Genomic DNA, 24,397 nt, shown 5'->3' on the forward strand with positions numbered 1-24,397 from the left:
GTGTCGGATCGTGCGGTTATTGACCCTCATCCCGGCCCTCTCCCTGGAAGGGAGAGGGAGAAAAGAAGGAGAAGAGAAAAGGTGTTTGTCTGTTTATTCCCTCTCCCTTTTGGGGAGAAAGTCAGGGTGAGGGGCGGTTTATTTCGCCGCCAGTGCCTCTTTCACCCAGCCGTCAAACTGCGCCTGGTGCGCCTTAATCCAGCCGTCGACGTGGCCGTTAATGTCGGCCTCAGAAGACTTACCGTTATGCATCATCGCATTCTGGGCATTGATATCCGCCAGCGGTAATTTCATGACGGCAAACAGCTTCGCCGCCTGTGGATTTTTCTCGGCCCAGGCCTTGTTGGCAACAATGTGCATGGTGTTCACCGGGAAGCCGTAGTTCGCCCCGTTAGGCAGTTTAGTATCAATATCTTTCTGCTCGCCCGGCAGGGAAGAGAACGGCACCTGCAGCCACACCACGTCTTTGCCCGGCTTCAGCACATCGCTCACCCAGTACGGTGTCCAGGTGTAATACAGCACCGGCTTACCTTCTTTGAAGCGCGCGATAGTGTCGGCCATCATCGCCGAGTAGTTGCCGTGGTTCACGGTCACGGTATTCGCCAGCTTATAGGCTTCATTCTGGTGATTAATCACCGCCTCGCAGCCCCAGCCTGGCGTACAGCCCATCATGTCAGCTTTGCCGTCGCCGTTGCTGTCGAACAGTTTGGCGATTTTCGGATCTTTAAGCTGCTCGATATTGGTGATGTGGTACTGGTCAGCGGTTTTCTTATCAATAAGGTAGCCCTGAGCCGCGCCGGTCACGAAGGTGCCTTCCCGGTAGAATTTCTTGCTCCCGCCCGCAGCGGCGTACATATCATCATGCAGCGGCTGCCAGTTAACGGCGGTGAAGGTGGCGTCGCCGGAAGCGATAGAGGTGTAGCCTACGTTATAGTCCACCTCGCTTGGCTTGTTCACGGTGTAGCCCATTTTCTCCAGCGCGCGGCTGACCAGCAGCGTCTGGAAGGTTTCTTCGGCGATGGTGCTCTGTACCGGCTGAACGGTAATGCCTTTGCCCGGCAGGTCTGCGGCAAAAGCGCTGGTGGTAACGAGTGTCGCAAGAGCTGTGGCTAAAATAGCGTTGTGTCGCATCGTTATTCCTTTTTAATGGTGATGGGGCGAGGGGCGGCCGAAGCCGCCGCCAGGCTTATTTCATGAAGGGACGGGTCACAAGACCCAGCGGGCCGGTGGTATACCAGCGGCGGTTGCCACGGGAGCGGGAATCGCGCCCAATGGACTGAGTCAGGCGGTCGAGAATAATGGCCAGGATCACGATCCCCACGCCACCGACCGTAGCCAGACCCATATCAAGGCGGCCAATGCCGCGCAGAACCATCTGGCCGAGCCCTCCCACGGCAATCATCGACGCGATAACCACCATCGACAGCGCCAGCATCAGCGTCTGGTTAACGCCGGCCATAATGGTTGGCATCGCCAGCGGAAGCTGCACTTTGAACAACATCTGGCGCGGGCTGGCACCGAATGAGCGCGCCGCTTCGACCAAATCTTCCGGCACCTGCTTAATGCCCAGGATAGTCAGGCGCACGATAGGCGGCAGGGCAAAGATAATCGTCACCACCACGCCAGGCACGTTGCCGATGCCGAACAGCATCACGATAGGCACCAGGTAAACAAACGCCGGGGTGGTCTGCATGGCATCCAGCAAGGGGCGAACGATTTTCGCCGCACGTTCGCTGCGCGCCAGCCAAATCCCGAGAGGCAGGCCGAGCACCATACAAAACAGCAGGGCCGTCAGCACCAGCGCGAGAGTGACCATCGCCTGCGACCAGGCCCCAATCGCGCCAATGGCGACCAGCGAAATCAGCGTGGCAACGCCCATGCCGAGGCTGGACATTTGCCAGGCAATCAGCGCAAAGACGATAATCGCGACCGGCGCGGGCATCCCCAAAAGCAGCTGCTGGAAGCCGCTGAGAATATAATCCACCGGCACGCGAATGCCCTGGAACACCGGGCGGAAATGGGTCACCACCCAGTCGATCCCCTCCGTCACCCAGCTGTCGAGAGGGATCAGCGTTTTGTGGAACGGATCCAGAATATTGAAATGTTCAGGCGCGGCTGCCGGGGCCGAATTCAGCCAGTCAGCGCCTCCGCTGGTGGCCGCATCCGACGCCGGAGCGCCCCATGCGTCTGCAGAACCTGTTGCCTGACTGGTTGCGGCGTCTGTTGCCGCGCTGCCGGTATCCCATGGATTAGTTGCGTCACTCATTGACTTGCCCCCTCACGATCTAATGCCTGCAGCAGCACCCCTTTTGAGATGATGCCCACGTACTGCCCCTCTTCGCTGACCACCGGCACCGCGCACGGAGCCTGGCCGACATGAGAGAGCAGATCGCTCAGCGAGGTTTCGGCGGAAACCGCCTCCGGGGAAGCCAGAAACGCATGGTCCAGACCTTCGCCCGCCGCCAGTGCCGCTTTTAGTGAATCGGTAGAGACGATGCCAAGGAATTTTTGTCCGCGCTCAATGACATAGCCATATTCGCGGTCGTCATCCTGCAGCAGTTTCAGCGCCGAACGAGGGCCAAAGCCGCTGGTTTTACGCAGTAGCCCAGCCGGGCTGCGGCGGGCAATATCTTTGGCGCTAAAGACCTGGCTGATGTCCACGCCTCGGAAGAAGGTGCGCACGTAATCGTTGGCCGGATTATTTAAGATTTCATCCGGCGTACCGACCTGCACCACTTCGCCGCCCTGCATAATGGCAATGCGATCGCCAATACGCATGGCTTCGTCGAGATCGTGGGAAATAAACACGATGGTGCGCTGATGTTTTGCCTGCAGCTTAATTAATTCGTCCTGCATTTCGGTCCGAATTAAGGGGTCAAGCGCGGAGAAGGCTTCATCCATAAGTAATATGTCTGGATTTATGGCCAGCGCACGGGCTAGACCTACGCGCTGACGCATCCCGCCGGACAATTCATCGGGATAAGCATGGGCATAATTCTCAAGTCCGACCTGACGTAGCGCATCCAGCGCTTTTTCATGCCGTTCTTTGACCGGAATTCCCGCAAGCTCCATACCGAAAGCGGCATTATTTAACACCGTCATATGCGGCATTAAAGCAAAGGACTGGAAGACCATTGCGATCTTTTTTTTGCGCACCTCGCGGAGTTCTGAGTCTGATATTTTGGCAATATCAATGCCGTCAATCAGTACCTGTCCACGGGTGGGTTCAATCAGGCGATTGAGAAGGCGAACCATGGTGGATTTTCCTGAGCCGGACAACCCCATGATGACAAAAATCTCGCCTTCTTCAATGGCCAGACTGGCGTCTTTTACGCCAAGCGACAGACCCGTTTTTTCCAGTAATTCACTCTTGGAAATGCCCTTCTCAATGTATTTGAACGCGCGCTGTGGATGTTCGCCAAATACTTTATATAAATTCTTCACTTCTAATTTAATTGCCATGCAATAAACGGCTTCCTGTATTTAATTTATTTATAGATGATTCCTGATGGAAATAATGACCGGTATATACCCTAACATACTAAGAATCTGAGGCAACCCTCGATTCTGTGATGTCAAAATATCCGCGCGATGAATGTGGGAGAAATTTCCCATGAGCACTGGCCTGAGAGGGAATAAGTGCGGTGGAATATTTTTTGTCAATGAGGTGAATATTCAGCCTGAATTTGGGTGATTCAGGCTGAAATGACAGGCGTATTACGGCTGAGCAATTAAATTAATGACGGCAGTTTTATTCCGGTTAAGCAGCCATTGGGCTTTGTCTTTAAATGTATTATTTTCCCGCCAGGCATGTGCGGCGGTCACCATATTTTCCAGCGCCTCATCGGGCTTGAACGGCTCGATATTGGGGTACGGCCACGGGGTTTGGCTATCGACAAACTGGGCGATGTACAGGTAGCCATTTTGCAGGCTGTGTTCACCGCTTTTGGCCTGCCAGACGTTGACCCCAACTTTTTCACCCAACAGCCCTAACGGGTTCCAGGCATCGAGAATAAAGTTGCTGTAGTGCCAGGAACGCGTGCGCTCAATTTCCGTCACCGGCACGCCTTTGGCGTCAAACTGCACCGGAATGCGCTGGGTGGCAGAAATCAAACGCTGTTTGGCCGCGTCCTTATCCCCCAGCCACAGGGCAATCGCGGCGGCCTGAACGTCGTCCCAGGTGCCATGATTATTTTCAGCCGCAGCCTCTTTTTGGCCGTTTTCGCTGGTGGTCAGCCACTGGTAATAATCCCGGTACCACTGCCTGAGCGAGCGCCAGGTTTTATCATCCAGCTTTCCGCCGTCGTGCAGCAGCTCAATGGCATCAATAAGCCGCACAAAGCCGCGTCCGTCGAGAATACCAGTGCCGCGCACGCCTTTTCTCCCGGGAATGGTTTGGGCGTGAGCGAGATTCGGCGTCATCCGGGTTTCCGGCGTGATAAACCAATTCACCAGCTGCTGGCGGGCTTTTTCCGCGTAGGTATCTTTACCGGATAACTGCCAGGCCAGCGCCAGATTCCATACGTCATCGGTCATGCTGTTCAGGCGGGCTTTATCGCTTTGCTTGCCGACGGCGACGGGATTGATCTGGCCATCTTTTCGCACCCACGGCAGGCCGTCGGGGCTTTTAGGATCGGGCCACCAGTAGTCAGAAAAGCTGTAATAGTCGTGAGGATCGCCTGCCGGTGCGCCGGGGCTTTTTTGGGTGATGCTGTAGAGCGGATGAATTAGCGCCTGGTCGGCTTTATGCTTAAGGGCTTGCCAGGCGGGCATCAGGGCCGGGTTTTGCTGGCTAATCTCTTGCTTACTGTGCGCCAGCTGTGCCGTGTCCAGCAGCAGCGGGGCGCCAAAGGCTAACGGTGCGCTGCCGCAAAGCAGCGCCAAAACAGAACAACGAAATAACGACATAAGCCACCTCGCAAAATGCTCAATGGCCAGATTACTAGAAATCCCAGTCCTCGTCCTCGGTTTCCACCGCCTTGCCCATTACGTAGGAGGAGCCTGAGCCGGAGAAAAAATCGTGGTTCTCATCGGCATTGGGGGACAACGCCGCGAGAATGGCCGGGTTAACTTCCGCCATCTCCGCCGGGAACAGCGCCTGGTAGCCCAGGTTCATTAGCGCTTTATTGGCGTTGTAGCTCAGAAACGCCTTCACTTCGTCTTCCCAGCCCAGTTCACGGTAAAGCGTTTCGCTGTACGCCAGCTCGTTATCGTAGAGATCCATCAGCAGATCGAGGGCAAAGTTTTGCAGCTCGGTCTGGCGCTCGCGGCTCTGCTGCGCCAGCGCTTTCTGGTACTTGTAGCCGATGTAATAGCCGTGCACCGCCTCGTCGCGGATGATCAGCCGAATGAGATCGGCGGTGTTGGTCAGCTTGCCGCGGCTGGAGTAATACATCGGCAGCCAGAAGCCGGAGTAAAACAGGAAGGACTCGAGAAACACGCTGGCAATTTTCTTCTTCAGCGGGTCGTTGTCCCGGTAATGGCCCAGAATAATCGAGGCTTTACGCTGCAGGGCTTCATTCTGCTCGCTCCAGTCGTAGGCGGCGTCCACATCTTTGGTCTGGCAGAGCGTGGAAAATATCGAGCTGTAGGAACGGGCATGCACCGCTTCCATAAAGCTGATATTCGACATCACCGCCTCTTCGTGTGGCGTCAGCGAATCGGCCATCAGCGCGGGGGCACCCACGGTATTCTGAATAGTGTCCAGCAGCGTCAGTCCGGTAAACACGCGGATAACGAGCTGCTGCTCCTGCTCGCTGAGCGATTGCCAGGCCGGAATATCATTAGAGAGCGGCACCTTCTCCGGCAGCCAGAAGTTACTGGTCAGGCGGTTCCAGACCTCGAGGTCTTTATCGTCCTCGATTTTGTTCCAGTTGATGGCGCTTACGCGCGTCAGTTGCGTCATTTTCTTTCCTTGTCCTTTAGCCTGGTACTTTGCGTTATAGCGCGCAGGACACGCAGCCCTGCACCTCGGTGCCTTCCAGCGCCAGCTGCCGCAGACGAATGTAGTAGAGCGTTTTAATGCCTTTCTTCCAGGCATAAATCTGCGCTTTATTGATGTCGCGGGTGGTGGCGGTATCGCGGAAGAACAGCGTCAGCGAAAGCCCCTGGTCAACGTGTCGGGTGGCCTCGGCGTAGGTGTCGATGATCTTTTCCGGGCCGATATCGTAGGCGTCCTGGTAAAACTCAAGATTGTCGTTGGTCATAAACGGGGCGGGGTAGTACACACGCCCGGTTTTACCCTCTTTACGGATCTCAATCCGGGAGACAATCGGGTGGATGCTCGAAGTCGCGTGATTGATGTAAGAGATTGATCCCGTCGGCGGGATAGCCTGCAAATTCTGGTTATACAGGCCGTGCTCGCGTACGTCGTCGCATAGCTGCTGCCACTGTTCGCGCCCTGGAATCGCAATCCCTGCTTTGGCAAACAGCGCCCGGACTTTCTCCGTTTTTGGCTCCCACGTTTGTTCGAGGTACTGTCGGAAATATTCGCCGCTGGCATAGCGCGACTGTTCGAAACCGGCAAAACGCTGCTGTCGCTCCCGGGCTAAAGCATTGGAAGCGCGAAGCGCGTGCCAGGTGATGGTGTAGAAATAGATATTGGTGAAATCCAGCCCTTCGGCTGAGCCGTAGGCAATGCCCTCGCGCGCCAGGTAGCCGTGCAGGTTCATTTGCCCGAGGCCAATAGCGTGGGAGGCGGCATTCCCGGCTTCAACCGACGGCACCGAGCGAATATGGCTCATATCAGACACCGCCGTCAGGCCGCGAATGGCGGTCTCCACGGTGCGGCCAAAATCCTCAGAGTCCATGGCATGGGCGATGTTCAGCGAACCAAGGTTGCAGGATATGTCTTTGCCCGTTTGCGCGTAATCCAGGTTTTCATCGTAGGTCGAGGCGCTGTTTACCTGCAAAATTTCCGAGCAGAGGTTACTCATGTTAATACGCCCGGCAACCGGGTTTGCCCGGTTAACCGTGTCCTCAAACATGATGTACGGGTAGCCGGACTCAAACTGGATCTCCGCCAGCGTCTGGAAGAAGTCGCGAGCGTTGATCCAGCTCTTACGAATCCGATCGTCCTCCACCATTTGCTGATAAAGATCGTTGACGCTGATGTCGCCAAACGGCTTGCCGTAGATTCTTTCCACGTCGTAAGGCGAAAACAGCGCCATCTGCTGATTGGTTTTGGCTAGCTGGAAGGTGATATCCGGAATAGTCACCCCGAGCGACAGCGTTTTAATGCGGATCTTCTCATCGGCATTTTCCCGCTTGGTATCGAGGAAGCGCAGGATATCCGGGTGGTGCGCGTTGAGGTAAACCGCGCCCGCGCCCTGGCGTGCGCCAAGCTGGTTGGCGTAGGAAAACGCGTCTTCCAGCATCTTCATTACCGGGATCACGCCCGATGACTGGTTTTCAATGCGTTTGATGGGCGCCCCGGCTTCACGCAGGTTGGAAAGCAGGAAGGCAACGCCGCCGCCACGTTTGGACAGCTGGAGCGCCGAGTTAACCGCGCGGCCAATCGACTCCATATTGTCTTCAATCCGCAGCAGGAAGCAGGAAACCAGCTCGCCCCGCTGCTTCTTACCGCAGTTGAGGAACGTTGGCGTGGCAGGCTGGAAACGGCCGCTGAGCATCTCTTCCATCAGGCGTGTGGCAAGCGGCTCATCTCCCTGCGCCAGGGTCAATGCCACCATGCAAACGCGATCCGGGAAATGTTCCAGATAGTGCTTCCCGTCCCAGGTTTTCAGGGTGTAGCTGGTGTAGTACTTCCACGCGCCTAAAAAGGTCTGGAACTGAAAGCCGCTGCCGTGCGCTCTGTCGAACAGTTCAAGGATAAATGGACGCGAATAGCGGGTTAGCACGGCATCGTCGTAATAGTGCTCGGCCACCAGATAGTCCAGCTTTGCCTGCCGGCTAGGGAAGCTGACGGTGTTCGGTAAGACGTGCTGGGCAAAGAAGCTTTCCACGGCCCGTTTGTCTTTATCAAACTGGATATTTCCCTCTTTGTCATAGAGGTTGAGCATGGCGTTGAGGGCGTGGTAGTCCACGCTTTCCGTTGCTAAACGGACTGCTTCTGTCGTTGCCAAAATTCGCTTACTCCCTTACGCACGTTGTCGATGTCTTGCGGGGTGCCCAGTAGCTCAAAACGGTAGAGGTAAGGCACCTGGCATTTTTGTGAAATGACGTCCCCGGCCCGGCAAAACCCTTCGCCAAAACTGCGGTTACCGCTGGCGATCACGCCGCGGATCAGCGCGCGATTGTTCGGGTTGTTCAGGAAGCGGATCACCTGCGGCGGTACCGCCCCGGCAATGCCGCCGCCGCCATAGCTGGGCACGATTAAAATGTAGGGTTCCGTCACTTCCAGGCGCGCTTTTACCTCCAGGGGAATGCGTAAGGCGGGCAGTCCCAGGCGTTCGATAAAACGCAGGGTGTTTTCCGACTCGCTGGAGAAGTAGACGAGGGTGCTCATGCGCTGGCAGCAACGCACAGGCGATTGATCATATCCGGGCGAAAACCACTCCAGCTTTCGGCTTCGGTTACCACCACCGGCAGCTGACGAAAGCCTTTGGCCCGCAGGTCGTCAGCCGCTTCCGGATACTGATCGAGGTTGATCATGTCGAAGGCAAAACCCCGGCTCTCCATCGCCCGTTTTGTAGCATGACACTGAACACAGTCATCTTTAGTGTAAATAGTAATGCGCATGATTCGTATTTCCCTTTAGAATAATGGAACGCCGCATAAAGTGGACAGCGGGTGGTGTGTTCGTACTGAAAGAAATACTAGATGTTGATTTTAAAATTTTCAACCACGCAAGATATAGTGTTTCTGTGATTTTTTGTAGGGGGTTGAAAAGTGTAGGGGAAGGGGGATCTTTTTCAGTAGAAAGAGCTTTATCTATGAAAGAACGGTTGAGATTCCGGTCACTTGTAATCCTGTTTCCTATGCATGTTCAAAGCACGTGAACGTGTCAGGGGGCCCCTGACAACCCCCGTCGCCCTGCGAGCTCGTCGCCGCTGAAGCGGTAAACCCACCGGTTATCACCCAAACATTCGGGGTCGTTCGCGATTCGTTCCCGACAGCTCAACCCCGTCTGAGTTGGGTCATAACCGGGGGTGCTGAGAGCCGGGAACAAGGGCGTGGCTGTAAGACTTGCAGCAACGTTAACGTCCCGTGTGGCTGCAGGTTAAAAGCGAGGCTCGGCTCCGGCTTAAATCGCCTCTGTTTTATCTCCGACCCAGGACTGGGAGATAAAACAGAGGCGATTTATTTCGCCGGGAGTCCGGGTTCTTAGGGGAGTGACGGTGACTCCCCTAAGACGCTCACCGTTACAGTGGCTGCATATCAAACAGGCCTGGAAGTGAACGTAATATTCTCCAGGCTACATAGAACGTGTTTGTGTCTCAAAGACAAAAAAATCTCTTACTGCCGCATCCCAATCGCAACGCGGTTAAACGCATTCATCATGCTGGCCGCCAGGGTCAAATCTACAATCTCCTCGGCGCTGAAAAACTGCAGCAGCGGTTGGTACACATCATCTTCGGCATTGCTGTCGGCAATCAGGGTGAGCGCTTCTGCCCATGCCAGCGCCGCACGTTCTTTCTCCGTAAACTGGTGGCTGACTTTCCACCCCGCCAGTGAATCCAGCTTCACCTGGTCAACGCCGGATTTACGCAGCGCTTTGGCATGCATCTCCAGGCAATAGGCGCAGCCGTTAATCTGCGACACACGCAGGAAAACCAACTCGATCAGCTCGTTGCTCAGGGGGCCGTTTTCCAGCCCCTGCAGCGCCTGCCGCATCGGTTTGATCACGTTGGGGGAGAGTTCATAGTAAGGCTGACGTAATTCGATCATGGTGTGGCTCCTCAGGTTGGTGTGAGGACAATTTACCACTATGATGGACTATCAAAGAGAGCCATAAATTAACTAAAAAACCAGACCATGAAACAAAAATTTGCGCCGCTTACCGTGACCTCTCATCCCGCTCAGCCGCGCTACCAGCAAATTGCCCGTCAGCTAAAGCAGGCGATAAACAGCGGTGAACTGGCGGCAGGGAGTCGCCTGCCGTCCAGCCGGACGCTGGCGCTAGAGCTGGGGGTTGCCAGAGCCACGGTTGAGAACGCTTATGGCGACCTGGTGGCTCAGGGCTGGCTGGAGCGACGTGGGCAGGCGGGCACTTTTGTGAGTCCATCGGTGAAGCACGATCCCGGTGGTCAAAACATTTCGGCCGCTCACCCGCAGGGCGCACCCAGGCCTTTTCAGATGGGGCTGCCCGCGCTGGATCTCTTCCCCCGGGCTATTTGGGCGAGGCTTATGGGGCGGCGTTTGCGGCAGCAAACTCGTTTTGACCTGATGCTGCCGGAACCCAGCGGGGAAGCCTCATTGAAGCAGGCGATTGTGGATTACCTGCGCTTCTCCCGCAGCATTGACTGCCAGCCGGAGCAAATCTTTATTACCCCCGGCTTCCAGGCTGGTATTGCCCTGATCCTCGCCACGCTTGCGCGGCCCGGGGATGGCATCTGGCTGGAAGATCCGGGTTACCGCTTTGTTCGGCCTGATTTTGTAAAAGCGGGGATGGCGATCCGGGCGATCCCCGTGGACGATGAGGGCATGCAGGTTGATTACGGCGTGAACCATTTTCCCAATGCCCGTTTTGCACTTTTGACGCCTGCGCACCAAAGTCCGTCAGGCGTGGCGCTCTCTCTTTCACGGCGACACGCGCTGCTGGAATGGGCCAGTCGGGAACAAAGCTGGATCATTGAAGATGATTACGACAGCGAGTTTCGCTACCACGGCAAGCCCTTGCCGCCGCTAAAAAGTCTGGACAGCCCGCAGAGGGTTATTTACGCGGGGACTTTCAGTAAGTCGATGTTTCCGGCCCTGCGTGTTGCATGGCTGGTGGTGCCTTCCCACGCGGTAGAAGATTTTCAGCGTCAGGCTCGCAGGCAACCCTGTACCGCTCCAATACTTATTCAGCAGGCTATCGCCGACTTCTTGCGGGAGGGGCATTTCTGGCGGCACTTAAAAAAAATGCGTCAGTGCTACGCTGAACGCCGGTTATGGCTCGAGGAGGCGCTACGTGAGCAAGGGTTTACGGTTGTGCCTCAGGAAGGCGGCATTCAGATGGTGATGCAAGTCGAAGGTGACGAGTTCATTATCGAGGGCAAAGCCAGAGCCGCAGGACTTGCCGTCCAGGCACTCAGCCACTGGCGAATTGAACATCATGGGCCCGGTGGTTTGCTGCTGAGTTTTACCAATATCAGTTCGTATGAAATAGCCCAGCGCTATGCGCTTCAACTGCGGTTGGCCATAAAGTAAAAACCCCGGCGAATGGGGCCGGGGTTACAACGCGCATTTAGTCTCATTTATCGACTGTTAAACGCCTGGGGTTAGCGGCGTGACACCAGTAATGCCCCAAGGACAATACCTACCGCTGCGCCAATCCCCACGCTCTGCCAGGGTTTGTCGCGAACATAGGAATCTGCGCAGCCAACAGCATCTCGCGCGGCTTGCGTCACTCGGCCCTGATTACCGTTAATCCTTGCACGGGTCTCTTTCAGAAGCGCTTCGGCTTTTTTACGTGCGGCATCAACTTCATCTTTCGCATCACTGCCGAAGGATTTCAATACATCTTCCAGCGTATCTGCCAGCTGACTGACATCGTTATTGATTTCGTCTACCTGATCGTCAACGTTATTTTTGTTTGCTCGGCTAGCCATTATTGTCTCCCTTTTTAAGATGTAACGCTAAGTGTAGACCATGGATTTTAGTTATGGGGCGGCGCAAAGCCTTTGCCGGCCTTTCTGGACAATTCCGAAAGCGTTGCCAATGCTGCTTATTGTATGGTTGCGATGCAGTAAATGATGACGAGGAAAATCTATGTATTTACGACCGGATGAGGTGGCCCGAGTACTTGAGAAATCGGGTTTTACCATGGATGTGGTAACGGCAAAAACCTACGGCTACCGTCGTGGTGAGAATTACGTTTATGTTAACCGCGAAGCGCGCATGGGGCGCACCGCTCTGATTATTCACCCTACCCTGAGAGAGCGCAGCCAGTCGCTGGCCGAACCGGCTTCAGAGATGAAAACCTGCGATCACTACCAGCAGTTCCCGCTCTATCTTGCCGGCGAAACGCACGAGCACTACGGTATTCCGCATGGTTTCAGTTCCCGTATTGCGCTGGAAAGATATCTGACAGGGTTATTTGGCGAATCTGAATAAGTGAACGACTGGCTTCAGGCCAGTCGCCTTTGCATGTCGGGACTCAGGCGCCCGCTTTCACGCCCATCTGGCCGCTGACGCGAAACAGTCGGCGGCAGAAATCCAGGAAGTAGCCGTAAGCGGCACCCATCATCATCGACACCAACAGGTTCGAGGTCACGGCAGCCACAATCTGGTGCCAGTCAGCGCCCACGCTCCATAAAATCAGCACGTAAACCGGGGACTGGAAAGTCACATAAGCCAGCACGTCAGCCAGGTTTTTCGCCCAGCTCGCCGGGGTCATGCGGCGCGCGGTACGCATAAAGGCATCGCGGTAGAAGCCATAGGGCCAGGCGATAATAATGTTGACCGGCACGGCGACCAGGCGGGAAGAGAGCGACTGCTCGAAGGTCATGCCTGAGAGGAAGATCTCAATCATCATGTTCACTACCGAGCAATACACTACCATTGCAAAAATATCTGCGGCGGCATGGCGTAAGCGTGACTCAGGGGAAAACATAATGTTGACTCCGGTTTAAAAGTAGTCGCTTGCGCTACTTTTATGGCTAATTATTGGTGTTATAAAACATGTAAATCACTGTGTGTAGAGTATGTCACTGCAATGTTTTCATCAATTAGCTATAAATTTTTATTTATAGGTTTTTTGTCGATAAAGTGCGTTGAAACACACTTTGCCGCTGGCATTTCCTGATTTTGTGGTTCCGTTTTTAATTTCTTATTGATTATCAACGAGATGATTTAATTACGTCTTAATGCACAACATCCCCCAAAAACTCCGGGTTTTAGGGATATCCATCGCGCTTAGAATCGTTATATAATTATTTATATAGCGAGTGATGAGGAGTCGCTGATGGATAACCATTTTGGTAAGGGCCTGATGGCCGGAATGAAAGCCCGACAGGCCGACAGCGCAGTTAACGTGGAGCGTTTCTGCGCGGATTACAAACGCGGCTTTGTGCTGGGCTTTACTCACCATATGGCCGAGCAGACCGGCGATCGCCAGCGTGCAGCCTGGGAAGCCGGGGTGTTAACTCGCCGCTATCAGCTGGATAAAGAGTCTGTGGCTGACTTTCTGAAAGAGGTCAACGCGGACGTTGTGGTTCGATGTTTCTTTGCGGGTTATGAGAAGGGCTATTGATTGCTGGCCTGGATTGCCGCCGTGCCCGGTTGTTTATGAATGGCGACGACAAGGATAGGGGCACTTTTATTGAGAAGAACGGCGTGATTAACCTCACGCCGTTTTTTGTTGCTTAGCAAACGCCGAAATCGCCTTCTTCCTGGTACAGCGAAACCGAATCTGCTTTCAGCGTCAGTTGATCCGCACCTAAGGTCGCGGCCGGGACGCAAATCAAATCTTCTCCCTGAACCTCAACCACCTGTAGCTTAGGGCCGCCCTGTTTGGGCTGCACCACATCACCTGGTTTGAACATAGAAAAACCTCTGAATGCTAAGGGAATTTAATGCGGTTTTGCCGCCTGATAACCATAGATCAGAAATCGAGGCGGATAAAGCAAGATACGCTAGCGCCGGTTCCACGGCAGCCAGGCCAGTAGACGTGCCATACCGCAAAATCCGCTGATACCTGCGAACAACAAACCTGCTCCAACAAAGCCGGAAAGCAGGAAAAATCCGCTATTAACGCTGTACCCGAGCACGACCCCAAGCAGGATTAACGTCCCCGCCACGATTTGTACCTGCCGCATGATTGGCAGAGGCTGGCTTTTATCCGCCAGAATCTCCTGCCCGCCTTTTTTCCATGCTTCGAGGCCCCCGGCCAGCAGCATGACCTGGGCCGGTTCGGCAAGCGCCGCCAGCTTTTGGGCATGCTGAGAAGAACGCATTCCGGACTGACAGTGGAAAATCACCACGTCGTGAGGATCTAGCGGCCCCAGCCTGGCGCCGTTTTCAATGGCGGAAAGCGGCATCAGATGCGCCTCTGGAATGTTCTCACGGGCATGTTCATCCGGTTCGCGGATGTCGATCAGCGCGGCACCGCCGGCAATGAGCTTTTTCGCTTCTTCTGGCAAGATGGATGAAATAGTCATGATGTTCCTCAGGGGCAGTAAATGGTTTTCAGCGTCGCGATCACTTCGCGTACCGCGCTATTTTTGATGAAATAAAGCACACGCTGAGCATTACGCTGGTGCGCTATGAGCCCTTCATCCTTCATTTTCGTCAGATGCTGGGAGGTCGCTGAGGGGCTCAATCCTGCGGCGGCGGCAAGTTCTCCGGCCCCGGTGCCTGGGGAGTCGAGCAGCAGGCAGAGGATCAGCAAACGCCGGGGATTACTCATGGCTTTTAGCAATTTGGCGGCTTCGTCCGCACTGGACTGAAGCTGGGAAAGTTCAGGTGTCATGATTTTTACTTTAGATAACTCTAAATTTAGTAAATGCTAAATTAAATTTTCAACAAAGGAAAGAGCGTGCGGGCAATTCTGGTACGGCATGGCGAAAGTGAGGGGAATCAACAGGGGATTATTCAGGGGAGGCTGGAAAGCCAGCTCACGGCGCGGGGGCTCCGGCAGAGCTTTGCGCTGGCTGCCGAGTTGGCCGATTTATCCGCCCCCCATATTTATACGTCACCGGCGCTGCGTGCACAGGGCACGGCTAATGTGCTGGCCAGTGAATTGCACAGCCAGACAACCGTGGATGAACGTCTACAGGAACGTGATTTTGGCCCACTCCAGGGGCTAAATGTTATCGAGGCGCAAAAAACACATCCCGGGCTGTTTAATACCCTGCTATCGGGCGAGCCGCACCGAGTGACTCCTGAAGGGGAGTGCCTGGATAACGTTAGTCGCCGCCTGTTTTCCTGCCTGAACGATTTGAATGAACGCCACCGGAACGACACGGTGATTATTGTGACTCACGGCCATGCTTTGGAAATTGTCCTCTGGCAATTGAAAGGCGCTTTAATTACCGACGATCTCAGACAATATGGACATCAAAACTGCAGTTATAGCATCATGAATATTGAAGGTGAATGTATCAAATTGGTTAAATGGGGGATTGCGACGCATTTACGTGATATTAAATAGACTTTATTGGGGCTTTTTAAACTTGTTAATGGTTTATTTGTTGCACTGAAGGTAGGGTTTTTATTCGTGTTTTTTTGATAACTAAATTGATTCTTTGCTTTCAAAAACAAAATTAATGCTCACTTGTTAATAGGATTAATCTGTAAGTTGTCGTTTTTGAGTATTTCACGCCTATAGGTGTTAAATTGTTTTAAGGTAAATAAAAACAATTGGTTACTCTTTGTTTTTTGTCTAAGAACATCAGTTTTTATCCTCGCTCAAATTCTCCTTATTATTCATTCCATGCGTCAAATTAAATTGTAATACAATTTAGTTTTGCTTAAGTCTGTTTTTGCGGTGTTAAAATCAGTCGCCGAAATAAACTTCTTTCATGAAATACATGGCCGTGAAAGGTTAATTTCGTCATCGCTCTGGTGTTTTTGTAATTACATTAAATTAACGCCAGAAACATTTTTTAGTGATTTTACCTTTCGTTTGAAAGTCGTTTTCGTTCGTCTTTTAAAACCCGAAGGCAATTTTAAATAAATTGTTGCACGCCTGTTTCTGATATTTCGAATCAACAGACTCCGCAGAGTTAAAGAGGATGCAAATGCCCCGTATATTACCGAACCCCGGCAAGCGACGTTTGATTGCCACCGCTATCAGTGCCGCCTTATTAAGCGCCATTCCACAGCTAACGTTTGCCGCAGATGGCCAGACCGGTGGCCCGGCGACCTCTTCTGACAGCGCTCAGGGCGGCGGTGGCGGCACAATGGATACCACAACGGGCATCGGCGGCAACGGCGGTGACGGTGGTTCCGGTGAGCGTGGGCAGGGGAGCAGCCAGGGGGAAAATGGCGGCGCAGGAAGCGTGAATGGCGTGGATAATTCACTCCCTCCAGGCACCGCTACCGGAGGCACAGGCCAGCAGCCAGACGGGACAGCCACCAACGGCAGCGGTTCTGCCGGCGGCGGCGGCGGTGGCGGCTCAGCCGGGTCGGTGCTGAACAGCAGCAGCGGTAGCAATAGCGGCGATATCACAGGCGGAAATGGTGGTCGGGGAGGCAACGGCGGCAGCAATACCACGGACGTGGCCGATGCGGGCAACGGGGGTAACGGCGGTGACGGTGGTGACGGTGGCGCTGGCGTGCTGATCACCGGCACGGGCAGCTATACCAACGGCGGTTCCATCACCGGCGGCGACGGTGGTAACGGGGGTAACACCGGAAGCGCAGCGGCAAACGACCAAACGACGGCGGGAGAAACGCTCCACGGCGGCAGCGGTGGAGCAGGCGGCGCGGGCGGGGATGGCGTCATGTTGACCCAGGGCGGGAATGTCACTAACACCGGTGAAATTACCGGTGGGCGGGGTGCCACGGGCGGCCTTGCGGCTAATGCCGACACCAAAAGCAACGCCAATGTGATCGGCGTTGGCGGAAGCGGCGGTGAGGCGGCCGAAGGCGGGAGCGGGGTCTGGCTGAGCGACACCAGTACGATAACCAACAGCGGCAGAATCCTGGGCGGCAGCGGCGGCGACGGCGGTAACGGCGGGGCGGTTGAGTCTGGCCAGGGAACAGGCGTTGTAGGTTATGGTTCTGCAGGCGGCAACGGCGGCAGCGGGATTACGGTTAAAGGCAGCGGCAACGTCATTAATAACAATGGCGGCCATATTATCGGTGGCAACGCCGGGACAGGTGGCGGCGGTAACTCTAACAGTACCGGGGATAATCTCAGCGGTGGTGACGGCGGTGACGGCGGGAAAGGCGGCAGCGGGATCGAGCTTGAAGGCGGCGGCAGCGTCAGTAACTTCGGCGAAGTGACCGGCGGGCTCGGCAACCGCGGAGGCGGTAGCGGGAACTTAAGTACCTCGCAGGGCGGTGACTCCGGTGCCGGGGGCATTGGGATTGAAATCAACGGTGGCGGGGATGTTGTCAACGAAGCCAGCGGCGTCGTCACCGGCGGTAAAGGTGGGGATGATTCTGCGGGCGGCGGCGGCGTAGGTGGCGCAGGCGGTGATGCAGTCTCCATTGTCGGAGCCGGGAGCGTGACCAACCACAGCGCGTTTGTGGGCGGCGACGGTGGCGCGGGGGCGAACGGTAACAGCCCGACCTCCGACGGCGGGATCGGCGCAAAAGGCGGGAACGGCTTGTCCATTGACGGCAACGGTACGCTGACTAACGACAATGGCGCGAGTATCTCCGGTGGCCAGGGGGGAACCGGGGGCGGCAGCGGCGGTGATACCAGCCGCGGCGGTAGCGGCGGTCAAGGCGGGAGTGGCGTCCTGATTGGCGCTGGCGGCCAGGTCATAAATAACGGCGATATCCTTGGCGGCACGGGTAACCGCGGGGGAGGCGGGGGCGGTAATGCCGGTGGCGCTGGTGGCGCTGGGATCAGCATGACCTCCGGCGGCGGGAGCGTCGTTAATACCGGCAGGATTTCGGGCGGTAACGGCGGTGAACCCGGTACAGCAGGCGGAATAAACGGCGTCGGGGATATTGGCGTCGGCGGAGTCGGGATCAGCGGCAGCGATATGACTATCGTCAACAGCGGAACCATCAGCGGTGGGCTGGATTTCAACGGGCAAAACCACTCGCAGGCCATTCTTTTTAACGGCGGAACCAACTCCCTGGAGCTGCGCGACGGCTATAACGTGCAGGGCACCGTGCAGGCTACGGCCGGTGATGACACGCTTATTTTGGGCGGTGATGCCAATAGCCAGTTCGATGCCGCCAAGATTGGCGACAGCGTCCAGTATCAAGGGTTCGAACATTTCCATAAAACGGGGGCGAGCACTTGGGCATTGAACAATACCACGGCAGCGGCCACGCCCTGGACTTTGTACGCCGGCATTTTACAGATTGCGCAGAACGGTGCGTTGGGGGCCGACACCAGTTTGTTGACCTTCGACGGTGGTACGCTGCAGGTAACTAATAGCTTTGATTTAGAGCGCCCCATCACGCTGGAAAACGCGGGTGGGACGCTGGACACTCAGGGGTTCAATACAACCATCAATCAGGGCGTGACCGGCAGCGGGGCGTTGACCAAGCTTGGCAGCGGGGCGTTGACCATGGCCGGGGACAGCACCTACACCGGAGCGACCACGCTGGCGGAAGGGAGCCTGGACGTGACGGGATCTTTGGTCAGCGATGTTATGGCTAAGAGCGCGACTCTGCTTTCTGGTACGGGCAGTATCGGCGCAGCCACGCTGGAAACCGGCAGTACCTTAACCATCGGCAGCCCGCAGCAGACAAACGACGACGCAGCCAGTTTCACCGTGAACGGCGATCTGAATAACAGCGGACTTGTGAATCTTTCTCGCCGTGCCGATATCGTCGGTAACACACTGAATGTCGGCGGCGATTATACAGGCGGCACCGACAGCCAACTGAACGTGAATACCGTGTTGGGGGACGATGCATCTGTCACTGACAAGCTAGTGATTCAGGGGGCGACGTCTGGTTCAACCGTGCTGGCGGTCAACAACGTTGGCGGCCAGGGGGCTGAAACACAGCAGGGGATAGAAGTGGTGGCCGTGGGCGGCAACTCTGCGTCAGGCGTATTCACTCAATCCGGGCGTATTGTTGCCGGGGCATGGGACTACAGCCTGGTGCAGAAGGGGCAGAATTGGTATCTGACCTCTATGAGCAATCTACCTCCGGAACCGCCTGTTGATCCTGTGACACCACCAGTCGATCCTGTCAGGCCTACGGTACCACCGATCCAGCCCGATCCGGTGCCGGTTTATCGGCCTGAGGCGGGCAGCTATCTGGTGAACCTGACGGCGGCGAATACGCTTTTCAACCTGACGCTGGACGATCGCGAAGGTGCCACAGAATACCATGCCCCGCTGGATGAACGCGGCATGGCCCGCAGCACTTTCTGGCTGCGTCAGGAGGGCGGGCAGAACCGCTTCCGCACCGGGGAAGGCCAGGTAAGCTCCAGCGCCAACCGCTACGTTGCGCAACTGGGGAATGAATTCCTGCACGGCACCAGCAATCAGACCGACCGCTGGGGCGCTGGGCTGATGGCAGGCTATGGCAACGTGCAGGGCAACTCACGTTCAAATTTGACCGGCTATCGCTCTGAGTCCGAGCTGGACGGTTACAGCGTCGGGGCTTACGGCACCTGGTACCAGAACGCCGTTTCCCGCGAAGGCGTCTATGTTGACGGCTGGGTGATGTACAACTGGTTTAACAACCGCGTCAGCGGTGATGATTTGCCGAACGAGGATTACAAGAGCCGCGGCTTCACCGCGTCGCTTGAAAGCGGCTATAACATGCTGCTTAGCGAAAGCGAGCGTCAGGCCGTCTACCTTGAACCTCAGGCGCAGCTGACCTGGATGGGCGTTCACAGCGCTGAACATACGGAAGCTAACGGCACTCGCGTGCAGGACAGCGGCCAGGGTAATCTACAGTCTCGCCTTGGCGTGCGGTTATATCTGCGCGGCCACCGCACAGAGGACGACGGCAAAGGGCGTGAATTCAAGCCTTATGTAGAAGCAGACTGGCTGCATAACACCAAAAACTTTGGCGTGAGAATGGGGGATAAGCTGCTCAATGAAGAGGGCGTCCGCAACATCGGCCAGCTCAAACTTGGCGTGCAGGGGCAGATTTCCCATGATCTCAATATGTGGGGCGGTGTTGCCCAGCAAATCGGCGACAAAGGCTACCACGACACCTCCGCGATGATCGGCGTGAAATACGGGTTCTGATAAACCAACAAAGCGGCCGGAATAACCCGGCCGTTTTTTCATAAAAAGACTATTTGTTCCCCTTCTCGCTATTGGGCGGCGTTTTTTTATTCTCAACTTACCGTGTTGCGAGCGGCGTTACGCCAGGCTTTGGGCGACAGCCCGGTTTCGCGCTTAAAGGCGTTGCTAAAAGCGCTTTCGGAGGTGTAGCCGAGGGACTGGGCCACCATGGCAATTTGGTCTGCCTGCTCGCGCAGTGCTTTCTCCGCCAGCCGCATGCGCCACTGGGTAAGATAAGCCACAGGCGTAATGCCCGATACATTACGGAAATACTCCGCAAATGTGGTGCGCGACATCGCACAGGCTTGGGCGAGATCTTCCAGGCGCCAGTTCCGAGCCGGGTTGGCGTGGATAAGCTGCAGCGCCGGAGCAAGGCGGGCATCTCCCAATGCACGTAGCAAACCTGCCGGAAGCGAGCTGCTGGTTTGCAAATGGGCGCGCAGGATCTGAATAAACAGCAACTGCGAAAGCTGCGCGGAGGCGAGCTGGGTGCCGGGCTGGGCCGTTTCTCTTTCGGCAATCAACTGATCGAGCAGCCAGCGGAAAGACGCCGCCTGCGGGGATGCGGCCGGGATGTGAATCCACTGCGGCAACACCTGAGCAAGCATCTGCCCGCGATGGGGATCCAGCAGGACGTGGCCGCCCATATACTCAAACTCTTTCCCTTCTCCCAGCGCGGCGTAATTCCGCTCTCCGGCCTTAAAAACGCTCATCGCATCGACCGGTTTGATCTCTGGTGAACTGGCGACAATAAACGCCCGCCTGGCATTCAGCAGGCCGACATCGCCGGTGCAAAAATAAATCGGTTCCGCATGGCCTTCGAGCATCACCCAGCAACTGCCTTTGACGATGGCGAAGAACTTAATTTTGTCCGGAGGTGGGAAGTGAAGCGCCCAGTCGCCGCCCGCGGTAAAGCCGCCGGTGACCAGCGACTCGGCGTCGGCAAATTTGAGGATTTCAGAAAAAGGATCGGTGTGCATTTCCGTACTATCGCGCAAGTATAACGGACTATCAAGCATTCAAAATCCAGCCGACCGGCTTTATTCTGCGCAGCAAGTGAACGTATGCCGCCTGCTTGCCAGGCCACAGAGGACCAAAGCATGACACAAGATATTGTATTAGTTACCGGTGGAACCGGATTTATTGCCCAGCACTGCATCATTACCCTGCTGGCAAAAGGCTATGAAGTTCGCACCACCGTACGTTCTGCTGACCGCAAAGCAGAAGTGCTCCAAAACCTGAAAGAGGGCGGCTGCGAGCCCGGAGAGCGCCTCTCCTTTTTCATCGCTGATTTAATGGCGGATGAAGGCTGGGCTGAAGCGATGGCCGGGTGCCGCTACGTGATGCATGGCGCATCGCCGACGCCTTCCGGCAACCACGCCACCGACGAGGACTGGATCAAACCTGCGGTAGACGGCAACCTGCGAGTGCTCCGCGCCGCAAGCTTTGCCGGGGTTAAGCGCGTCGTCCTCACCTCAGCCTTTGGGGCCGTTGGCGTCGGGCACCCGGCAAGCCATCGCCGCCCGTTTGATGAAACGGACTGGAGCGACGTGTCCGGCAAAGTGTGGCCCTATCAAAAATCGAAAACGCTGGCGGAAAAAGCCGCCTGGGACTTTGTGGAGAAAGAAGGGCGTGGCCTGGAGCTGTCGGCGGTGAACCCGGTGGCGGTAATGGGGCCGGTATTGGGGCCTGATTTTTCCCATTCCACGCGGCTGGTGAAAAACATGCTGGATGGGCAAAAAGGCAATCCGAACATCAACTCTTGTTTTGTGGATGTGCGCGACGTGGCCGATTTGCATTGGCTGGCGATGACGCATCCTGCCGCCAACGGCGAGCGTTTCCTTGCCAGCTCCGGCCACAGCCTGCTGATGGTTGAGGTGGCGAAAATCCTGCGTAAACACCTCGGCGAAGCCGCCAGCAAAGTCTCCACCCTCGCGCTGCCCGACTGGATGGTGCGCCTGGCGGCGCACAAAAATCCGGGCATGAAAGGATCGCTGACTCTGCTGGGCGTCAACATGAACGTGACCAATGCGAAAGCGGTGAACCTGCTCGGCTGGGTGCCACGTCCACCGGAAGAAGCGATTGTGGCCACCGCCGAAAGTTTTATTCGCCTGGGCTTACTGGAAAAATAAGCGCTACTGCTTCGCGCTTAGCAGCAGCGCTGACAGCGAGGCGATAAGCCCGAAGAGTGACATCAGCAGCCACGCGGTGTGGTACTGCTCGCTGGCAACGGCGCTGCCGGACACGGCCACAAACACCGCCACGCCTATGGCGGCCCCAATTTGCCGTGAGGTGTTAATGATCCCGGTGCCGGTGGCATATTGCTGCGCCGGGAGCGCCGCCGTACCGCCTGCGATAAACCCCGTCTGGCCGATACCCGCTCCGGCTCCGGTCAGCATCAGCGCAGGCAGATAGGCCAGCAGATAGTCCGGTTCGGCGCTAAGGGCGCTGTACCACCAGAGGCCGGCTATCACATATAAAATACCGGCGGCGATGGTGAGTTTTTTAGGGGAGAACCCCGTTCTGCCCGCGATCAGCGAGGCAACCACGGCGGTGCCAGGGCCGAGGCCAAAAGCGGCGCCTGCCTCGACGGTCGGCCAGTGCCAGACCTGGGTCAGATACAGGCTACCGCCCAGCAGCATGATGGCAAATCCCATGTAGAAAAAGGCCATGCCCAGCGTGGCCAGGGTAAACGCAGGCACGCGGAATACCCGCAGGTTTAGCGCCGGGGCGGGCTGCGTCAGGCAGCGACGAACGAACAGAGTCAGGAAGACGAACGCCCCGCCCAATACCGTCCAAAGCCTGACGCTGGCGAAGCCCCTGTCGCTGGCCCAGGAGATCCCGGCCACCAGCAGCGCAAGCCCCGCAACCAGCATTAGCGAGCCGAGAATATCCGGGAAACGGCTCTTTACGATCTCCGTTTCCGTCAGGTGCTTGCTCAGCCACAGCGCCGGGATTGCCACCGGCAGGTTGATCAGGAAGATCAATCGCCAGTCGATATTCACCAGCGCCCCGCCGAGCATTGGGCCAAGCGCGGCGGCAACTGAGCCGGTAGCGGCCCAAATTCCTACCATTTGCTTATGGCGCTCTTTTGGGTACGCCGCCAGCAGCAGCCCCAGACTAGTGGGGATCATCAGCGCTGCGCCAATGCCTTTCAGGCCCCGAGCGCAAATCAGCGAGATAATATCCGGGGCAAAAGCACAGGCTATGCTCGCCACCGAAAACACCGCCAGGCCTGCCTTGAAGATACGCTTGCGGCCGTAAATATCCGCTATTCGGCCTGCGGGCACCAGAAACGCAGCGAAGGCAATGGAATACGCGCTGATCACCCAGGACAGCGCCTGGTTAGTGGCCCCGGCAAAGCTATCGCGAATAGCCGGGAAAGCGAGGTTAACGACAAACAGATCTAGCGACGACAGCACGCTTCCCGCGCCAATCACAATCATGACCCAGGCGGACACTCGCGCGCTGGCCTGGCTGACGGACGGTGAATCCGTAGAATGAGACATACTCTGCTCCGAAGAAAGTAAGAACCTTAAAACGCAGGAGTATGAAAAGGTCAGCGGCGGCGGTATTGGATATTTGAAAAGTGTGCGCTAACAAATTGTGCGGGCGTGATGCCGAAGCAGCCTTTGAAGCGGCGAATCAAATGGCTTTGATCGAACAGGCCAACGGCGATGGCGACGTCCGAAGCAGGCTGGCCCGCGCGGAGCATTTGCCTGGCGGAGTCCATGCGGACTCTGTTGAGGTAGGCGTGCAGCGACAGGCCATAAGCGGCGCGAAACAGTTGGTTCAGCCGAACCCGGCTCAGGCCGGATGCCTGCGCCATATCTTCCGTGGTCAGCGGGGAGGCAAAGCTGGCATGAATCAGGTCGCGGACTTTGGCAATTCGCGGCTCGCGGCGTTCTTCCTGCGGCGTAAACCGGCGGGTGGAATAGCGGCTTAGCAGCGGCTTCAACGCGTCAATCAGCAGCACTTCCAGCGCTAAGTTATCCTGCGATTGAAACAGCGTGCGGTGTAGCGTTTGCAGCCTGGCGACGATATCAGGATCGCTCAGGATCGGGCTGGTGAAGCACAGTCCGTGGCCGGGATCCAGTTCCAGCTCGTGGGCAATGCCGTCCACAACCCAGGGCTGGACGTAGAGCATGCTGTAGGTATAGCCCTGCTCGGAATAAACGCTGCCGTCGTGGGCATCCCCCGGATTCACGATCATCGCACTGCCGGCAGGCGCGATAATCGAGCCGCGGCCCAGCCCCACTTTAGAGGCCCCGACGTCCATAGTGCCGATCACAAAGTAATCGTGGGAGTGGCGCTCGTAGCGGTGCTTATTAAAATGGGCGTGCAGGCCCTGGAGCCCCTGCGACGGCGCCGCGACGAACTGTGTCCACTCGTTGGCGAGAAGCTCCATATGA

General features: G+C 56.3%; 23 protein-coding genes. 6 read left to right on the forward strand and 17 right to left on the reverse strand.

Going from position 1 to position 24,397, the window contains the following annotated elements; all coding sequences use genetic code 11:
- Positions 1-138: 138 nt before the first annotated feature.
- From proX to WFN87_RS15385, 9 genes are all read right to left on the reverse strand, one after another.
- Complete coding sequence (gene proX / locus WFN87_RS15345; RefSeq protein WP_008458237.1) at positions 139-1,131, reverse strand: glycine betaine/L-proline ABC transporter substrate-binding protein ProX; 993 nt, start codon at positions 1,129-1,131, stop codon at positions 139-141.
- Between the two features lie 55 nt (positions 1,132-1,186).
- Positions 1,187-2,266, reverse strand: a complete 1,080-nt coding sequence (gene proW / locus WFN87_RS15350; RefSeq protein WP_166879014.1) for a glycine betaine/L-proline ABC transporter permease ProW — start codon at positions 2,264-2,266, stop codon at positions 1,187-1,189.
- Complete coding sequence (gene proV / locus WFN87_RS15355; RefSeq protein WP_008458231.1) at positions 2,263-3,462, reverse strand: glycine betaine/L-proline ABC transporter ATP-binding protein ProV; 1,200 nt, start codon at positions 3,460-3,462, stop codon at positions 2,263-2,265. Before proV ends, proW begins: the two co-directional genes overlap by 4 nt.
- 255 nt (positions 3,463-3,717) lie before the next feature.
- Positions 3,718-4,908 (reverse strand): alginate lyase family protein, encoded by a 1,191-nt coding sequence (locus tag WFN87_RS15360; protein WP_336983708.1) that lies wholly within the window; start codon positions 4,906-4,908, stop codon positions 3,718-3,720.
- Between the two features lie 34 nt (positions 4,909-4,942).
- Entirely contained in the window at positions 4,943-5,905 is a 963-nt protein-coding gene (gene nrdF / locus WFN87_RS15365; RefSeq protein ID WP_008458229.1) for a class 1b ribonucleoside-diphosphate reductase subunit beta, read from the reverse strand.
- Positions 5,906-5,939: 34 nt separating this feature from the next.
- A complete protein-coding gene (gene nrdE, locus WFN87_RS15370; RefSeq protein ID WP_336983709.1) occupies positions 5,940-8,084 on the reverse strand; it encodes a class 1b ribonucleoside-diphosphate reductase subunit alpha in 2,145 nt (714 codons plus the stop codon).
- The gene (gene nrdI, locus WFN87_RS15375; RefSeq protein WP_008458227.1) at positions 8,057-8,467 is read right to left on the reverse strand and encodes a class Ib ribonucleoside-diphosphate reductase assembly flavoprotein NrdI; all 411 of its coding nucleotides are present in this window, start codon (positions 8,465-8,467) and stop codon (positions 8,057-8,059) included. The genes nrdE and nrdI overlap by 28 nt, the downstream gene beginning before the upstream one ends.
- Entirely contained in the window at positions 8,464-8,700 is a 237-nt protein-coding gene (gene nrdH, locus WFN87_RS15380) for a glutaredoxin-like protein NrdH (protein ID WP_008458226.1), read from the reverse strand. The genes nrdI and nrdH overlap by 4 nt, the downstream gene beginning before the upstream one ends.
- 717 nt (positions 8,701-9,417) lie before the next feature.
- The gene (locus WFN87_RS15385; RefSeq protein WP_008458225.1) at positions 9,418-9,849 is read right to left on the reverse strand and encodes a carboxymuconolactone decarboxylase family protein; all 432 of its coding nucleotides are present in this window, start codon (positions 9,847-9,849) and stop codon (positions 9,418-9,420) included.
- Between the two features lie 87 nt (positions 9,850-9,936).
- On the opposite strand from WFN87_RS15385, the gene pdxR reads away from it, so the two are divergent.
- The gene (gene pdxR / locus WFN87_RS15390) at positions 9,937-11,313 is read left to right on the forward strand and encodes a MocR-like pyridoxine biosynthesis transcription factor PdxR (protein WP_336983710.1); all 1,377 of its coding nucleotides are present in this window, start codon (positions 9,937-9,939) and stop codon (positions 11,311-11,313) included.
- A 71-nt stretch (positions 11,314-11,384) separates the two neighbouring features.
- On the opposite strand, the gene WFN87_RS15395 is transcribed toward pdxR, so the two are convergent.
- Entirely contained in the window at positions 11,385-11,714 is a 330-nt protein-coding gene (locus WFN87_RS15395) for a DUF883 family protein (protein ID WP_008458223.1), read from the reverse strand.
- A 160-nt stretch (positions 11,715-11,874) separates the two neighbouring features.
- Here WFN87_RS15395 and WFN87_RS15400 point away from each other — a divergent pair, with 160 nt between their 5' ends.
- A complete protein-coding gene (locus tag WFN87_RS15400; protein ID WP_008458222.1) occupies positions 11,875-12,219 on the forward strand; it encodes a DUF2002 family protein in 345 nt (114 codons plus the stop codon).
- A 43-nt stretch (positions 12,220-12,262) separates the two neighbouring features.
- On the opposite strand, the gene WFN87_RS15405 is transcribed toward WFN87_RS15400, so the two are convergent.
- Positions 12,263-12,718, reverse strand: coding sequence for an L-alanine exporter AlaE (locus tag WFN87_RS15405; protein WP_008458221.1), 456 nt, complete (start codon positions 12,716-12,718; stop codon positions 12,263-12,265).
- Positions 12,719-13,069: 351 nt separating this feature from the next.
- On the opposite strand from WFN87_RS15405, the gene WFN87_RS15410 reads away from it, so the two are divergent.
- The gene (locus tag WFN87_RS15410) at positions 13,070-13,357 is read left to right on the forward strand and encodes a DUF2623 family protein (protein ID WP_008458220.1); all 288 of its coding nucleotides are present in this window, start codon (positions 13,070-13,072) and stop codon (positions 13,355-13,357) included.
- A 112-nt stretch (positions 13,358-13,469) separates the two neighbouring features.
- Here the strand turns inward: WFN87_RS15410 and WFN87_RS15415 are convergent, their stop codons facing one another.
- The 3 genes from WFN87_RS15415 to WFN87_RS15425 all read right to left on the reverse strand — a co-directional run bounded on the left by WFN87_RS15415 (position 13,470) and on the right by WFN87_RS15425 (position 14,575).
- Entirely contained in the window at positions 13,470-13,649 is a 180-nt protein-coding gene (locus tag WFN87_RS15415; protein ID WP_008458219.1) for a hypothetical protein, read from the reverse strand.
- 90 nt (positions 13,650-13,739) lie between these two features.
- Positions 13,740-14,264 (reverse strand): rhodanese family protein, encoded by a 525-nt coding sequence (locus WFN87_RS15420; protein ID WP_008458218.1) that lies wholly within the window; start codon positions 14,262-14,264, stop codon positions 13,740-13,742.
- Positions 14,265-14,272: 8 nt separating this feature from the next.
- Positions 14,273-14,575 (reverse strand): metalloregulator ArsR/SmtB family transcription factor, encoded by a 303-nt coding sequence (locus tag WFN87_RS15425; RefSeq protein ID WP_166995667.1) that lies wholly within the window; start codon positions 14,573-14,575, stop codon positions 14,273-14,275.
- A gap of 66 nt (positions 14,576-14,641) precedes the next feature.
- On the opposite strand from WFN87_RS15425, the gene WFN87_RS15430 reads away from it, so the two are divergent.
- Together WFN87_RS15430 and WFN87_RS15435 are read left to right on the forward strand one after the other, a co-directional pair.
- Positions 14,642-15,256, forward strand: coding sequence for a histidine phosphatase family protein (locus WFN87_RS15430; protein WP_336983711.1), 615 nt, complete (start codon positions 14,642-14,644; stop codon positions 15,254-15,256).
- A 589-nt stretch (positions 15,257-15,845) separates the two neighbouring features.
- Entirely contained in the window at positions 15,846-19,946 is a 4,101-nt protein-coding gene (locus WFN87_RS15435) for an autotransporter outer membrane beta-barrel domain-containing protein (RefSeq protein WP_336983712.1), read from the forward strand.
- 92 nt (positions 19,947-20,038) lie between these two features.
- Here WFN87_RS15435 and WFN87_RS15440 read toward each other — a convergent pair whose 3' ends face one another.
- Positions 20,039-21,004, reverse strand: a complete 966-nt coding sequence (locus WFN87_RS15440) for an AraC family transcriptional regulator (protein WP_336983713.1) — start codon at positions 21,002-21,004, stop codon at positions 20,039-20,041.
- Positions 21,005-21,085: 81 nt separating this feature from the next.
- Between WFN87_RS15440 and WFN87_RS15445 the strand changes: the two genes are divergently transcribed.
- Positions 21,086-22,117, forward strand: coding sequence for an SDR family oxidoreductase (locus WFN87_RS15445; RefSeq protein ID WP_336983714.1), 1,032 nt, complete (start codon positions 21,086-21,088; stop codon positions 22,115-22,117).
- Between the two features lie 3 nt (positions 22,118-22,120).
- Here WFN87_RS15445 and WFN87_RS15450 read toward each other — a convergent pair whose 3' ends face one another.
- A complete protein-coding gene (locus WFN87_RS15450) occupies positions 22,121-23,494 on the reverse strand; it encodes an MFS transporter (protein WP_336983715.1) in 1,374 nt (457 codons plus the stop codon).
- Positions 23,495-23,544: 50 nt separating this feature from the next.
- Positions 23,545-24,393, reverse strand: coding sequence for an AraC family transcriptional regulator (locus WFN87_RS15455; RefSeq protein ID WP_336983716.1), 849 nt, complete (start codon positions 24,391-24,393; stop codon positions 23,545-23,547).
- Positions 24,394-24,397 lie beyond the last annotated feature (4 nt).

The organism is Cedecea sp. AS113, from assembly GCF_037152415.1.
Classification (GTDB): domain Bacteria; phylum Pseudomonadota; class Gammaproteobacteria; order Enterobacterales; family Enterobacteriaceae; genus Cedecea.